Annotated in this window: 13 protein-coding genes; 4 read left to right on the forward strand and 9 right to left on the reverse strand. The window is 62.0% G+C overall.

The genetic code is table 11. The features are described from left to right. Nucleotides 1-48 precede the first annotated feature (48 nt). Nucleotides 49-339 (forward strand): hypothetical protein, encoded by a 291-nt coding sequence (locus BX592_RS01355; RefSeq protein ID WP_134189837.1) that lies wholly within the window; start codon nt 49-51, stop codon nt 337-339. Between the two features lie 31 nt (nt 340-370). Here the strand turns inward: BX592_RS01355 and BX592_RS01360 are convergent, their stop codons facing one another. The 5 genes from BX592_RS01360 to BX592_RS01380 all read right to left on the reverse strand — a co-directional run bounded on the left by BX592_RS01360 (nt 371) and on the right by BX592_RS01380 (nt 9,376). Beyond that, nucleotides 371-2,839 (reverse strand): enterotoxin A family protein, encoded by a 2,469-nt coding sequence (locus BX592_RS01360; protein WP_166676287.1) that lies wholly within the window; start codon nt 2,837-2,839, stop codon nt 371-373. 293 nt (nt 2,840-3,132) lie between these two features. Continuing rightward, complete coding sequence (locus tag BX592_RS01365; RefSeq protein ID WP_166676288.1) at nt 3,133-6,246, reverse strand: enterotoxin A family protein; 3,114 nt, start codon at nt 6,244-6,246, stop codon at nt 3,133-3,135. A gap of 402 nt (nt 6,247-6,648) precedes the next feature. Further along, complete coding sequence (locus BX592_RS01370) at nt 6,649-6,972, reverse strand: thioredoxin family protein (RefSeq protein ID WP_134189840.1); 324 nt, start codon at nt 6,970-6,972, stop codon at nt 6,649-6,651. 93 nt (nt 6,973-7,065) lie between these two features. Next, on the reverse strand, nt 7,066-8,187 hold the full coding sequence (locus BX592_RS01375; RefSeq protein ID WP_134189841.1) for a 3-deoxy-7-phosphoheptulonate synthase: 1,122 nt from the start codon (nt 8,185-8,187) through the stop codon (nt 7,066-7,068). A gap of 106 nt (nt 8,188-8,293) precedes the next feature. After that, nucleotides 8,294-9,376 carry an alpha/beta fold hydrolase gene (locus tag BX592_RS01380; protein WP_134189842.1) on the reverse strand — a complete coding sequence of 361 codons (1,083 nt, stop codon included), beginning with the start codon at nt 9,374-9,376 and terminating at the stop codon, nt 8,294-8,296. Between the two features lie 281 nt (nt 9,377-9,657). Between BX592_RS01380 and BX592_RS01385 the strand changes: the two genes are divergently transcribed. Further along, a complete protein-coding gene (locus BX592_RS01385; protein WP_134189843.1) occupies nt 9,658-9,855 on the forward strand; it encodes a DUF3562 domain-containing protein in 198 nt (65 codons plus the stop codon). A 135-nt stretch (nt 9,856-9,990) separates the two neighbouring features. Then, a complete protein-coding gene (locus tag BX592_RS01390) occupies nt 9,991-10,458 on the forward strand; it encodes a GNAT family N-acetyltransferase (RefSeq protein ID WP_134189844.1) in 468 nt (155 codons plus the stop codon). Between the two features lie 18 nt (nt 10,459-10,476). On the opposite strand, the gene BX592_RS01395 is transcribed toward BX592_RS01390, so the two are convergent. The 3 genes from BX592_RS01395 to BX592_RS01405 all read right to left on the reverse strand — a co-directional run bounded on the left by BX592_RS01395 (nt 10,477) and on the right by BX592_RS01405 (nt 13,015). Then, complete coding sequence (locus tag BX592_RS01395; protein WP_134189845.1) at nt 10,477-11,058, reverse strand: DUF3501 family protein; 582 nt, start codon at nt 11,056-11,058, stop codon at nt 10,477-10,479. Nucleotides 11,059-11,083: 25 nt separating this feature from the next. Further along, nucleotides 11,084-12,421 (reverse strand): heterodisulfide reductase-related iron-sulfur binding cluster, encoded by a 1,338-nt coding sequence (locus BX592_RS01400; RefSeq protein ID WP_134189846.1) that lies wholly within the window; start codon nt 12,419-12,421, stop codon nt 11,084-11,086. A gap of 171 nt (nt 12,422-12,592) precedes the next feature. Further along, the gene (locus BX592_RS01405) at nt 12,593-13,015 is read right to left on the reverse strand and encodes a rubrerythrin family protein (protein WP_134190004.1); all 423 of its coding nucleotides are present in this window, start codon (nt 13,013-13,015) and stop codon (nt 12,593-12,595) included. A gap of 227 nt (nt 13,016-13,242) precedes the next feature. Between BX592_RS01405 and BX592_RS01410 the strand changes: the two genes are divergently transcribed. After that, a complete protein-coding gene (locus tag BX592_RS01410) occupies nt 13,243-13,602 on the forward strand; it encodes a DUF3564 domain-containing protein (RefSeq protein WP_134189847.1) in 360 nt (119 codons plus the stop codon). 120 nt (nt 13,603-13,722) lie between these two features. Here the strand turns inward: BX592_RS01410 and BX592_RS01415 are convergent, their stop codons facing one another. Beyond that, nucleotides 13,723-14,079 carry a GFA family protein gene (locus BX592_RS01415; RefSeq protein ID WP_134189848.1) on the reverse strand — a complete coding sequence of 119 codons (357 nt, stop codon included), beginning with the start codon at nt 14,077-14,079 and terminating at the stop codon, nt 13,723-13,725. Between the last annotated feature and the right edge of the window lie 122 nt (nt 14,080-14,201).

Below are 14,201 nucleotides of genomic sequence, written 5' to 3' on the forward strand. Positions count from 1 at the left end.
GCCGAAGCGCTAGACTGAACGCTTCGCAAGAGCCCGCAGGAGACAGACATGATCCGCAAGACCCGCACCGCATCCCAGTTGCAGGACGAAGTCAGCCGGCGCATCCAGCGCCTGCAGGAGGTTGTCGACGAGGGCGTGAAGATTCGCGTGCCGCGGCCGCAATTACAGGAACCCGATGCGACCGGGTGCAACTGGGACATCAAGCACTTCGGCAATCTCGGCGGTTATCAACGCGACGTCGCCGCAATCGTCGCAGCGGTGCGCAAGGAATTCAATCTGTCGACGGAAGAGAAAGACCTGAATAGCCTCTTCGGCGACGCCACTCCGACGGCGGAATGAAGCGTGCGTCGCGCGAAGCCGCCCATCCAGATCAGTTGACGAAGTACGCCTGCGTCATCATCGCGACGAGATGCGCGCGAAGGCTTTCGCGACGCTGTATCCGCTGCCACGTGTCATTGCCGATCCGGTAGCTTGCCGCGGTTCTTACGGGCCGATCCGGCTGCGCGCCACGCTTAACGGCCGCAAATGCCTGGGCAGACCGCCAGACCGCCTTTCCGCCCAACGTGCGCACCTCGAGGCCGCCTGCTCCGTCGGGAATCGCGTAATAACCATCCCGGAACAGCCAGGCCGCTTGCGCGGCATCGAGCGCGCGCGCGGCATCACGCACGTCGCGGGCGGTGATCCGGTCGACGTAAGCGCTGAAATCGCCGCGGTACGCGTTGCCTCGCACGCTGGTGACAAAGTGATCCGCGCTATCCGGGAGCGCCGAATCCGGATCGCACTCGAACGCATGCAGTTGCTCGCCGCTACCCTCGTCCTTGCCGCGATACGTATGCAGGTTCGCCGCCGGCGGAGCCGCGCGCCGCCGGTCCGGCCGCTCAAGCCGCCAGTCCGAGCGCGACCCGTAGTCTTCTGTCGTGACGAATGGCGTATAGACAGTCTTGCCGATCGTCAGAAACTTGTCGTCTTCCTGATGAATCAGATGATGCCCATCGTAGGCGAATACGCCGTTAAGCGACGCCGGATTGTCGGGCACTTTGCCCAGGTACACGTAGCCATCGTTGCCGACGCGCAGCACCGAACGATCGTCGCCGGCCACATGGAAGCGGCCATCATCGCCCATCGTGAATTCGTGACGATTGCCGGGCCGCGCCGAGAAGCGCGTATACGCGCTGTCGGCCAGAACATTGCGCAGCTCGTCGACAAAGATATGCGTGCGCCAGCGACTACCGCCATACGCCAGTAGCGTCATCGGCCCTCGGTAGTCGACGCCCATCGACTGCCGCATCTGCAACTCGCGTATCTTTTGCCATGCGCTGTCATAAAACGCCGCGTGCGCGATGTTCGGGTCCTGCTTGAACCTGCGCGCGTTTGCGTCGCCGCCGCCCGACACATATTGGCGAAAGCGGGCTTGCTGCCAGCTATCGCTCGCGACCGGAAAGCGTGCGAGCTGAGGTTGCGCCCGCGCGATGCGCGTCTGGTCGTATACGTCCCACCGGTAGTCCGGGTTCGTGACGAATGCTCCGGGGACGCCATTTTCGACCATTCGCCACCCGCGAATCTGAGTCATGTCGATACGGCCCATGGCCGCTACCTCGCCGGTCCCCGGCGCGCGGGCCCCGGAACCGAGGCTCGCACGCACGTCGATCATGTTCGGCGCAGGCGCGACGTAATAGATGAAGTGCGCGCCGCGCTCCGGCAATCGCCCGAGCGCGACACGCTCGCTTCGAAAGGTGCCCAGATAACCGGCGCTGTCCGTGACGTGCGGCCGCGATGCCAGATCCGCATCATGCAGATTCATGTCGATATCGCGCAACTTCGTCTGTTCGCTGTCGAAGCCGCCGCGCGCTTTCACCGTTTCGGGACGCACCGACGACGGCCGGAACAACGCGTAGGGCTTGCGGTCGGCCGCAAGCGGTAACCCGCGCTTCAATTCATCGTGCCCGGGATACAGCGGCAAACGCGGTGGCCCGATATCGGGCGGCGCAGGCGAGGTCGGCAATGCAGCGTGGGGCGGCGTCATCGCGGGGCTACCGCCGATACCGAGCGCACGTTCGACGCTGCCAAGCGGCAAGCAAGCGACCGGAGATCCGCGCGGTGCATCGAGTGCGGGACCCGGAAGCACCACGCGTTGTTCGCTGCCGAGATTCGCGAAAAGGGTCGTGTCCGCGTGATCGATGCCGCCAAACTCGCGGTAACCCGTGTCAAACAAAGCGCGCAGCGCCGCCGACATCTGCGCGAAATCCCTGTATCGGAACGCGCCGAAGTTCGAATCGTAGACCTGGTATTCGTCGTGTTCATAGTGAGCGGAAGGCCGCAATCGTTGCACGACGATCGAATGGCCCTCTGCTACTTCGCGATCGCTGTCCGTGTCGCTGCCATTTCCGTGCGGCCCGGCGTCGCTTGCATTCCCGCGAAACGTCAGTCCGATTTCCGCAAAGTCGTTTAGATAACCCCTTATTGCGTGATCGCGGAAGTATGCATTTGCGAAGTGCCTGCGCAGATCGTCGATCAGGTACGCGCCCGAACGGATGGCGGACCCGCCCGCGTGCCGGAGACGGTTCGCTACGGGTGCAACAAACGCATATTGATTCGCTTCCTGCAATTCACCGATCGTGCGGATCGTCGTGCGCCTGCGCGTCGCGTCGCTCAAGTCTTGCCGCAGGTTCTCTGTTGCGCTGATCAGGTCCGCCGTGCGGCCGCACGCAATGTCGGCGATCGCGTAGACCACGAGGCCGCTGCACATGTTCGCCATCACGCGACGTTGTCCGGCGGCTGCGGACAGCTCGTCGCCCGACAATCCGTTCGACGTATCGGCTGTTGTGGAATAGGCACGCAAAGTCGGAGAGTCGTCAGGTGCGCGCGCAACGCGAGATCGCGGCACGTCCGCGCGATTTGCATTCGAACGCATCTCGGGCGCTGCGTCCGCCACGCCCGAAGACTGCCGCTCCCCACTCGTGCCGGCGCGTCGCAGCGCTTCGCGCGCGACGCCTTCGCATGTTTCGTAACCTTCGGCGGTTCGCTTTCGCCTGTAGTCGTGCTGATCGAAACGATCGCAGGAACGCGCGCTGCCATGCAATACCTCGCCTGCGCCGCACGCTCGCAACGGCGATGTTCCGATGCAGGGCTTCATCATGATGCAAGCTGCGACGTAAGCAACTCGCGATTCACTTCTCTATGGCGAATCCTTTGCCATACCTCGTCTTCAATCCGGTAATTGGATGCGGCCGGCGGCGCGCTGAACTTCGCGGTGCCCGTGCGAGTATCGACGTGAGCGCCCCAGTGAGCCGCTCCATCTGGCGTCCTCGCCTCCAGGTACCCCGGCGACGGCGAAAAGAGGCTGTAGCCGTCCTTGAACAGCCACGCGGCGTTGTGTGCGGAGAGCCAGCCGGAGATGTTGCCTATCTCCGCAGGCGAGATCAACGTATGAAAAACGGCAAAATCGCCACTGAATGAGTTGCCCGGCACCGACGTCACGAAATGCGTCGTACCCTCAGGCAGCGCCGCATCGGGGTCATTTTCGAAAAGATAAAGCGCACGCGCGTCGATCGTCTTCCCCGAATAAGTGTGCGTGTTGATCGCTGGCGGGTTCGCAGGTTTTTCATCGGGCTTCCTGAGTTCCCAAAGTGATCGCGATCCCTCGCTCTTTGACGTCACATAGGGAGTCCACACGGATTTGCCGGTCGTCAGAAACTTGCCGTCTTCACGATGGATGAGCTGCGAGTCGATATAGTCGAACACGCCGTTCGTACTGTTCGGATTGGAAGGGATCACACCCAGATAGACATAGCCGTCGCTCCCGACACGCAGCACCTTCGCGTAGTCGTCGGCAAGATGGAAACGGCCGTCCTCGCCGATCGAAAACCGATGCCGGCTGGCGGAGTCGAGCGCCGCTTGTTTGTAGCGGCTTGCCACATAAGTCGCGCCGTTTCCGGCGATAAACAGATGAGTGTCTATGCTGTTACCGCCATACGCCTCGAGCGTCAATGGACCTCGATAGTCAAGTCCGGCGGCCTGCCGCTCGTTGAGCCTGCGCACCTTGTCGGCAGCGTTATCGTAAAAGTGTGCGACCGACAGGTCGGGACTCTCGTTGAATCGCGTCGCCTTGCCCTTTCTGTCCCATGCGACCCACGCACGCGATCGCGGGTTGGTCCACGCGTCGCTCGCGAGAGGCAGACGCGACAATTGGGTCTGCTCGCCGGCCGTCCGCGTCTGATTGTAGATGTCCCACCGATATGCCGGGTTCCGGACGAACTGGCTCGCCACGCCATTCGTGACCGTACACCAGCCGCGGATCTGTGCATAGTCGATTCGCCCCATCGCCGCCACTTCCGGCCGCTCGGGTTGGCGTGCGCTCCAGCCCAGCGACCGGGTAACGTCGACCATGTTAGGTGTAGGCGCAACGAAGTACATAAAACCATTCGCCGCGTCATCCGGCAAACGCGATAGCGCCGCGCGCGGGCTGCGAAACGTCGCGAGATAGCCTGCGCTATCGACCATTTCCGCTTGCGACGCGAGGTCAAAGTCGTGCAAGTCCAGATTCACGTTGCGCAACGCCGTATCTTCGCATTCGAAGCCGCCGTGTGCTGCGACCACGTTCGGAGCGAGGGTCGACGGCCGGTAAAGTACATAAGGCTGACGATCGTCCGCGACCTCCGTTGACCGTTTCAGGTCGAGATGTGAGATATCGCATCCAAGGTCCGGCTCATCGAAGGTTGGGACCGTCGGTGTGACCTGCAATGGGTTAACCGCGATACCAAGCAGCGGCTCGATGCCACCCAGCGTCGTATTGGGCGCGCGCGATTCGTGCACCTGCACGATGCGCGGCCCTTCACCGGTATGCACTACGGGACCGTCATCGTGGTGGCCGAAGTAGACTGTATCGACATGATCGATTCCCCCGTGCTCGGGGTAGCCCCTTGCCATCACGGTACCTAGCGCGTCGGACATCTCCCGGAAATTCGCATACCTGAAGACACCGCTTTCCGGATCGTGCAGTTCGTACCCGTCTTGTGCGAAGTCGTCGGACAGGCGGCGCCGCTGCACGGTGACCGAGTATCGACTCGCCGCGTGGCTGCTCGAGCAGCTTGTGCAATGTCCCGTATCGTTCGGCGGACGTCTGAACGACATCCGGATTTCCGCAAAGCCATTGCGATAAGGCACCAGCGTGTTTTCCGTATCTCGCGACGCGCTGAAGTGCTGCCGCAAATCATCAGTCAGCTGCTCAGGGGTGGTCATGCGGAACCCGCCAGGGCGTCTCGTCCAATTCGGCAGCTCAACCGCGGGGCCAAACAGATCCTGTTCGTTCAAACCACGGATGTCATCGATGGACTCCGACCTTCGTCTGTAGTCTGCAAGTCGGTCGCGCATGTTTTCCGTCGCGTCTGTCAGGTTCGACGCGTGGCCTCGCGCGACCTCCCTTAGCGCGTAGCGCGCGAGGCCCCCGGAAACGTCGCGGAGCCGGCGCGCTCCGCCGGCGGCCGCCGAAAGCGCCACGTCCGACAGTTCGTTTGATTCGTCCGCGTTCGCCTCGTAGTACGTCCGCGTCGACGAACCTGCATGTGGCACCGCGAGGAGCGGCGGCGACTGCAACGGCGACGACTGGGGCAGCCGGACCTCGTCGATCGGCGCTACCGCGGGCGCGAAATACTCGACACTTTCGGGCGCCGCTTCCAGTTCCAGTTCCGGCTCGGTGAACGCCCCGGTCATGTACGCGCGAAGCGCCAGTTGCATATCCTGCTGGCTGCGGTAGAGAAACGCGCCGTTGTTAGGGTCGAAGATGGTGTACTCGTCGTGAGGAAGCCGCTGTATGAGAAGCGCGTGGCCGTACTGCTGGCCAGCGGGTCGAGTCGAATTCAGGCCTACGCGCACCAATGCAACTTCACTCTCGCGCAATTCGTTGCCAACCGAGCGCACCGTCGAGCGGATCTTATCGTCGCGCGGGGCGTCCGGGCTGGACCGTACGGTCAACCTCAACCGGAGTCTGCGTAAGCCGAGCGAACTGGCATTAAGCTGGAATCTGCCTACGCGGCTAAATAGATCGCCGGCGATGCCGATCCGTCGCCGGCTTGCGTCTCGACTCATCGCGTGCGCGACGGTTAGCAGGCTCGTCGAAGATGCGGCATGGGCGCGATCGAGCCGGCGGATCGCCTCGCGGGCCCATCCTTCACAGGCACCTCTTCCGTCAATGCCGCGCTGCCCCTGATAACGGAGCTGGTCGAACGGCACATGCGACCACGCCGTCATCTGCAATCCGTCGCCTCCGCGGTATTCGCGAAATGACGAGTCAACACAAGTGGACTTGGTCGACGCTCCGCCCCGGCGCATTCGACCGGCATCCATCGCGGTACGAACCCTTCCGGCCGATGGTATGCCGGCAATGGCCGATGAATTCGACGGCGTTTGCGCAGACACGATCTGACCCGTGGCCGGGCCTCCGGTACGCTGCGCGCTGTGGCGTTCGCGTCGTGTTTCGTCGCTCGAAAAGCGCGAGCCCGCCCCAGGCGTTTGCTCGCCGTTCCATTGAATCGGATTGTCTCGCGCGTTTGGCGAAGTCGTACTGCCGGGCTGGATTTGCATCGCGCAACCTCATCGGACTATCCGAGCTCCGATTTGAGCACGCACCGCAAGAGTCGATGCGGTAGCCCCTTAGTTCAGCGCGGCAAAACTTTCCTCGAGCTGCGCGACGTCGGTCGGACGCACGACACGCGCGACTTCGACCCCGTCGCGCATAAACACCAGCGTCGGCCATAGCTTGACGCGAAACGAGCGCCCCAGTGGACGCCCCGGTCCATCTTCAATTTTTAAGTGGCGTGTGCCCGCATGCTGCGCGAATGCTTTATCGATCAGAGGCTGCGCGCGTTGACAGTAACCGCACCAGTCAGTGCCAAACTCCACGACAGTGATTCCCGCTAGCGCGTCGACTTCTTCGCGCGTCGGTGCGGATTTCGCATATTCGGTCATCGTGCTCATCGCTCCTGATGCAAACGATTGATAAAGGCGACGCATGGTCGGGCGTCGCCTCCATGTTGCACGAAATGGGCAAGCGGCGCTGACCTCGTCGCGTCAGCCCTTCCGTCGCCGCGCACGCACTGCCTGCGCGAGCCCGTCGAGCACCGGCTCCGTCTGCGCCCAGCCGAGGCACGCATCGGTGATCGATACGCCGCGTTTAAGCGGCACGCCGGGCTTCAGATCCTGGCGGCCCGCTTCCAGATGGCTCTCGACCATCACGCCGATAATGCGGCGCTCGCCGCCCGACAGCTGCTGCTCGATATCCTGCGCCACTTCAACTTGCCGTTCATGCGACTTGCCGGAATTCGCGTGCGAGCAGTCGATCATCACCTGCTCGCGCAAACCGACCTTGCGCAGCGCCGAACACGCTTGCTCGACACCCGCGGCGTCGTAGTTCGGCCCTTTCTTGCCGCCGCGCAGAATAACGTGCGCGTCGTCGTTGCCGCGCGTTTCGAAGATGGCCGCCATGCCCATCTTCGTCATGCCCATGAACGCATGGCTTGCGCGCGCGGCAACGATCGCGTCCGCCGCGATCTGCACGCCACCGTCGGTGCCGTTCTTGAAGCCAATCGGGCAGCTCATGCCCGACGCGAGCTGACGATGCGACTGACTTTCGGTCGTGCGCGCGCCGATCGCGCCCCATGCGATCAGGTCCGCGATGTATTGCGGGCTCAACAGATCGAGAAATTCGGTTCCGGTCGGCAAACCGAGCGCGCTGATCTCGAGCAGCAGTTCGCGCGCGCGGCGCAGGCCTTCGTTGATGCGGAAGCTGCCGTCAAGGCGCGGATCGTTGATATAGCCCTTCCAGCCGACTGTCGTGCGCGGCTTTTCGAAGTACACGCGCATTACGATCAGCAGATCGTCGCGCAACGCAACGGCCTTCGCCTTCAGCAGATGCGCATATTCGATCGCCTGATCGTGATCGTGAATCGAGCACGGACCGACGACGATCACCAGCCGGTCGTCGCGGTTATGCAGCACGTTCGCCACTTCGGCGCGGCTTTGCTCGACAAGCGATTGCACCGCCGGCGGCACGGGCAGCTCGTCGAGCAGCAGCGCCGGCGAAATCAGCGGGCGCACCGCGCCGATGCGCGTATCGTCGATGCGCGTGATGTCTTGCGTGGAATCGGCGGAGCCGGCTTCCTGGTCTCGTGTGGGGTTATCGATGCGGGTCAAAATGGTTCTCCGGGCTCGGGCTGGCCTCGCGGCGTGCGAAACGCGGATTATCGCATTTCGCACCTGCGATGAAAGGCCGGCGTAACGGCGAGCGCCAGGGTGTGCGTCAGCTGCCGTTCATCAGTTGCGCGAGGTACGGTTTCCACACTTCGGGATGCGCGAGTGTCTGATGTCCGTACGACTGCGCGGTCTCCGGCATTTCGACGAAGCGGCCACCCGGCACATCGCCGATCAGCTTCTGCATCACGCCAAGGTCGGTCGCATTGATCAGGTCGTCGGCGAAGTTGACCGCGAACAGCCGCCCGCGGATTTTCGACAGTTCCGGCGCGGGATCGTAGTCCCACGACGATTCGAACCAGTACAGCGCGTCGTTCGCATCGGTTTTCCCGGCATCGGCGACAAGCGTGTCGTAAGTCCGCGTGGCGGACGCGCGGTCCGGCGACGCGGATTGCAAACGCGCGGGGTTGTTCGTCATCAGCGTGAAAAGCGGCATCACGCGGGTCCATTGCGTGGGCTCGGTCGTGTACGCACCGCCCTGCCAGCCCGGATCGTTGCGGATCGCGCCGACGACCATCTGCCGCCACAACCAGTTGCGGCCCGCCATCGCGATCGGCTGGCTCGCGATCGGCATCAGCGCGTCGGCCATGCCCGGATAGCGCTCGCCCCACATCCATGTCTGCATGCCGCCCATCGACGTGCCGAGCACCAGCCGCAGATGGTTGATCTTCAGACCATCGACGAGCAGCCGATGATTCGCGTCGACCACGTCGCCGTAACCGTACTTCGGGAAATTCGTCCGCATCCCGTCGCTCGGTTTGCTCGACCCGCCGCGGCCGAGGCCGTCCGGAATCACAATGAAATAGCGGCTCGCATCGAGCGGCTCGCCCTGCGCAAAGAGCTCCTTGCGCATCAGCGGTGTCAGATACGCTTTGCCCGTGCCGGTTGTGCCATGCATCAACAGCACCGCGTTCGTCACGTCACCGCGCGCGTCGCGTTGCGGCGTACCGAGCGTCACGTAGTGAATGCGGACTTCCGGCAGGATCGTACCGTCCGAGAAGTGGAAGTCATGTTCGATGAAATCGGCCGCGTGTTCGGGAATGGCGGCGTCAGGCGAGCTAGCAGCGTAGGCGTGGGCCGCAAGCGAGAGGGCGGCGAGCGGCGCGGCTCGCTTCGCGAACGATCGAAACACTTCTGGTCTCCGTTTGTTGTGAAGATTTTGGTGTGGGATCGTACACGAACACGAATCGTGGTGCTTATCGATTTGCTGTATCTTGACTTTCGTTTGTCATTCAACCGGTCCGTCGTCACAAATTGATGCCAGCTCAGTGGTTTGTGATAACCCGCATCGCGCCATGGCCACGCGATCGGTAAAAAGCGCGATAGCCGGATTCAATTGGCATCCAGGCCCCGCGCGACCTGTAATGTGATTTCTCACCCTCCTTCCATCTGACCGCCACAACGGAGAGATTCATGGCCCAGCCTCAGCCCAACGCCGAAGAAGTCGTGAAGGCTATTGCAGCTGAAACCAACACCCCTCCCGAAACCGTCTCGAAGTTGTATTCCGATACGCTGGCGCAATACAAGGCGGACGGTCGCATCGTCGATTACATGCCGCTTCTCGCCGCAAAAAAAGTGCGTGAGACGCTGCGCCATTCGTCACCCGGTTGAAGCCGTCTACGCTCGCAGTGCTGCCGTAAAGCATCGTCCACCGCAGGGATGGGCGAAAGCGCAGGCGTACCCTTACGCGCTGAAATGTCCTATGCTGGTCGGCCAACGGGCATTCACACATAAGGAGACGTAGTCATGACTGGCGCCACCCAGCTTCAGATTCGACCGGTGCACCCCGACGATTTCGATGCGTGGCTGCCGCTCTGGGAAGGCTATAACCGCTTTTACGAGCGTACTGGCCCAAGCGCAGTGCCGCGCGAAGTCACACTATTGACGTGGGCGCGCTTCTTCGACGGACTGGAGCCGATGCATGCGCTGGTCGCGACACGCGACGGCAAGCTGGTGGGCCTCGTGCATTACCTGTATCACCGCCACACGACCATGGCAGGGCCAACCTGCTATCTGCAAGACCTCTTTACCGCTGAATCGGAGCGAGGCAAAGGAGTCGGCCGCGCGCTGATCGAACGCGTGTACGACGAGGCGCGCGCCGCGCGCGCGGAACGCGTCTACTGGACTACGCACGAGACCAACGCGACTGCCATGCGCCTTTACGACGGCATCGCCGACCGCTCGGGGTTCGTCGTCTATCGCAAGGCGCTTTGAGTCGGCGGACGGCTTCGCCTATCGCAAGTCGCCGAGCAACGACGCACGCACGTTCTGGTCGATCGTCTGCACAGGTGTCGGGTAGTTCGGGTGATCGCAGCCAATTCGCAGCGCCGCGCCGTCGCGCAAGCGCGCTTTCATATTCGGCGTGAACTCGAAGCGCACGAAGTGCACGGCCGAGGTTTTTTCGCCGTTTTCACGATCGAGGTCTTCGTCTGCGACTGCGTACACCGGCGCTTCGCCCTCGACCTCGACGAACACCCGGTCTTCGATGCCGATCAGCCGCGCGAGCGCCGCACGGCGTTCAACCTCGTTTTCGTACTCGATCTGCATGGTCGCCTTCAGATTGCTGCCGTCGGGCACCAGCGGCAGGTAGGCATCGAGTTCGCCCTGAATGCCCTCTTCGTCGAAGATCTTCTCGATGTGCAGCATTTCCTGGATCTGGTAACGAATCGTCAACTCATCCTCGAAGAGAAACGTGAGGTGGTTGCCCAGCCTCACCGTGCGGCGCTTCTTGTGCTCGATTACACGATCGCGCATTGTCATGCGCGACTTCGAATAATTCTCGAGCGACAACAGGGAGTTCCTTGCGATCGTCATCGGATGTCCTTACGAAGTAGGAGTGTTATAGGCCGTACGCTTTGCGCAGCAGCGTCAGCGGATGCGCGAGTGGTGCCTTCGGCAGGCCGTTTGCGTCGAGCCCCTGTTCGATGTGGTGACCGGCTAGCTGGCAATCCGATGAGATGTAGTCAGGCTGTGGCTGCGCCATCGCCCTGAAGACCGGCGTGCCGATTTTCATCGCGATCTGGTGGAATTCCTTTTTCACGCCGAATGTGCCGGCATGGCCCGAGCAGCGCTCGACCACGGTCACCTGCGTATCCGGCACCAGCGCGAGCGTCTCGGAAGTCTTGCGGCCGATATTCTGCACCCGCGCATGACACGGCACGTGATACGAGACCTTGCCTAGCGGCGTATTGAAGTCCGTCTTCAGCAGGCCGTCGCGGTGTCGCGACACGAAGTACTCGAACGGGTCCCAAAACGCTTCGCTGACCGCGCGCACGTCGGGGTCGTCCGGGAACATCAGCGGCAACTCGTGCTTGAACATCATCACACAACTCGGAATCGCGCCGATGATCGCGTAACCATTACGCGCATAGTGCGCGAGTACCGGCAGATTTTTCTCCTTCTTCCGCGCGACGCCTTCCAGGTTGCCTTGTTCGAGCAATGGCATCCCGCAACACGCTTCACTCGTCACCAGTTCGTACGGGATGCCATTGTGCGCAAGCACGGCAAGCAGGTCGTGACCGATGCCCGGCTCGTTGAAGTTAACGTAGCAGGTCGAATAAACCGCGACCTTGCCGGGGGTACGCTCGCCGTCGCGTATCGGCGTTTGCGGTGATTGCTTCGCTGCACTGCGAAATTTGCGCGGAGCGAATGACGGCAGCCACGCGTCCTTGTCGACGCCGAGCGCCTTTTCCATCAGTCCGCGCGCGGCAGGCGTGCCGCTCACCGCATTGACAGTCTGCGTGACGACCGGGATGCCGGCGAGATGCCCGAGCGCGTCGGTATTCGACAGGAACCGGTCGCGCAGCTTCGCGTCACCACGCTTGTAGTTCGCGGCCTTGGCGCGCAGCATCAGATGCGGGAAATCGACATTCCAGGGATGCGGTGGCACATACGGGCATTTCGTCATGTAGCAGAGGTCGCACAGATAGCATTGGTCGACTACCTTGCCGAAATTCGCTTTGTCCACGTCGTGCGCCTCGCCGGTGTCGGTTTCGTCGACGAGATCAAACAGGGTCGGGAATGCACCGCACAGCGACACGCAGCGGCGGCAGCCCGCGCAAATATCGAAAACGCGGGTCAGTTCGTTGTCGATCGCGCTCTGCTCATAAAAGCTGTCGGATCGCCAGTCGAGCGCGTGTCGGGTGGGGGCTTCGAGACTGCCTTCCTTGTGGGGCATGACGTCAGTCTCCGTTTCATCGTTCTTGTGTACGCGGCGCGCCATATTGCGGGAAAAACCGGCACGCAACACCGCGCGAGAACTTGCGGTGCTTCGCCGCACGTTCTCGCGCAATGCTCGGGGCATGCCGTCGCCGGACGGCATCAAATGGCAGCGCCGGCCATCGCGTCGTCAATCCACCAGCGATTCGAGTGCCCTCGAATAGCGGTTCGCGTGGCTGCGTTCAGCCTTGGCTAGTGTTTCGAACCAGTTTGCGATTTCGTCGAAGCCCTCGTCGCGCGCCGTTTTCGCCATACCCGGATACATGTCCGTGTATTCATGCGTTTCACCGGCGATCGCGGCCTGCAGATTCAGGCGCGACGAACCGAATGGCAGGCCCGTGGCAGGGTCGCCCGTTGCCTCCAGATACTCGAGGTGACCGTGTGCATGACCGGTCTCTCCCTCGGCGGTTGAACGGAACAGCGCGGCTACGTCGTTCTGGCCTTCAACGTCCGCTTTCGCCGCGAAATACAGGTACCGACGATTAGCTTGCGATTCACCGGCGAATGCGGCTTTCAGATTTTCTTCTGTTCTGGATCCCTTCAATTGCGTCATCTGAGCCTCCATGCATGCCTTGTATTGTGGGAACGCGCGTTGGGGAACAAGGACAGTCGCGAACGACTCCGGCCGGACGCGCGCGCCTGAGCCGTGCCTTAAATCTAGAAGTTGGCTGATGCGTTCCCAATTGGGTTTTTTAATCCCATCGATAGCCATTTGGCTTGCATAACGTATCACCCGACATAGACTGATGGTGCGCACAGGCTCTTTGCAATGGAACGGAAATGCGGCTCACCATTCTTATCAACGGTTCGGATCCGACCGTCAATCACGACTATGCGGTGCTATGGCTCGATACTGAGCAGGGTCGATGGTCCAGGGAAGCACACGAAGGCGTTTTTCTGCCTCCCTGGGGAGAGTTGCGCGATCAGGACGGCGTCACAACCTTGTGCGCGCCGAGTGCGGCCGCGCCCCTTTGCACCTTGCGGGGGTTGCATATCGATCGCCGGGAACGCGTCAGTTCATCGCAAGGTGTCGCGGCCTGGGAGTCGGAAATTACACATTCGCCGATGAACGGATTCTGGCGTCTGCAAGCGGTCGATCGCCAGCCGGTCAAGGCGGAGCACAGTATTTTCGGGCGCTGACCGGTGCCGCGGCCGCGCGGCCAGCACGCGCTGGACTTGCCGGCAAGCCGACAGGCTACTCAGGGTGGAGGGCGCGGCGCTTTCTTTTGCCGGCGAGCATGCGTCGTCCAACGCGTGGCGCTAGTGGCTTGCGCCGTCGTATAGCGTCGGTTTCAACGCTGTGGGATCCACATTGTCGAGACATCGCGCGTTGACCGCGACCATCGGCGTGCCGTCCGGCATCGCACCAAACGAAAACGCCTCAACACCGCAGACGCGGCAGAACTGATGCCTGATCGCCCGCTTGTTGAATAGATACTCCTGCGTCGCGCCTTGCGCCGCATTCAGGTGAAAGCGGTCGACCTTTGCAAATGCGAGGATCAGTCCGCGCTTCCTGCAAATCGAGCAGTTGCAGGAAATGGTCTGGTCGAGATCGAGATCCACCGTGAATCGCAACGCGCCGCAATGGCAGGCGCCCGCATAGTTCTGTAGTGCCATTTCCTCTCCGTCGTTCGTTTCTCCGAGCGGGCTCTTGCGCGCTGTTGCCGCTACGGCTCGCGGCAAAAAAGCGGCATCGCAGCCTGTCCGGAATGGATTGCTGCGGCGCAATCATGAGCTTC

The sequence above is a fragment of the Paraburkholderia rhizosphaerae genome, assembly GCF_004366595.1.
GTDB lineage: Bacteria > Pseudomonadota > Gammaproteobacteria > Burkholderiales > Burkholderiaceae > Paraburkholderia > Paraburkholderia rhizosphaerae.

Bases quoted from the DNA above. Each gene is read 5' to 3' on its own strand.
- BX592_RS01390 (WP_134189844.1), top strand. From the start codon at position 9,991: ATGACTGGCGCCACCCAGCTTCAGATTCGACCGGTGCACCCCGACGAT.
- BX592_RS01365 (WP_166676288.1), bottom strand. From the start codon at position 6,246: ATGACGGCGTGGTCGCATGTGCCGTTCGACCAGCTCCGTTATCAGGGG.
- BX592_RS01400 (WP_134189846.1), bottom strand. From the start codon at position 12,421: ATGCCCCACAAGGAAGGCAGTCTCGAAGCCCCCACCCGACACGCGCTC.
- BX592_RS01370 (WP_134189840.1), bottom strand. From the start codon at position 6,972: ATGAGCACGATGACCGAATATGCGAAATCCGCACCGACGCGCGAAGAA.
- BX592_RS01355 (WP_134189837.1), top strand. From the start codon at position 49: ATGATCCGCAAGACCCGCACCGCATCCCAGTTGCAGGACGAAGTCAGC.
- BX592_RS01385 (WP_134189843.1), top strand. From the start codon at position 9,658: ATGGCCCAGCCTCAGCCCAACGCCGAAGAAGTCGTGAAGGCTATTGCA.
- BX592_RS01410 (WP_134189847.1), top strand. From the start codon at position 13,243: ATGCGGCTCACCATTCTTATCAACGGTTCGGATCCGACCGTCAATCAC.
- BX592_RS01405 (WP_134190004.1), bottom strand. From the start codon at position 13,015: ATGACGCAATTGAAGGGATCCAGAACAGAAGAAAATCTGAAAGCCGCA.
- BX592_RS01395 (WP_134189845.1), bottom strand. From the start codon at position 11,058: ATGACGATCGCAAGGAACTCCCTGTTGTCGCTCGAGAATTATTCGAAG.
- BX592_RS01415 (WP_134189848.1), bottom strand. From the start codon at position 14,079: ATGGCACTACAGAACTATGCGGGCGCCTGCCATTGCGGCGCGTTGCGA.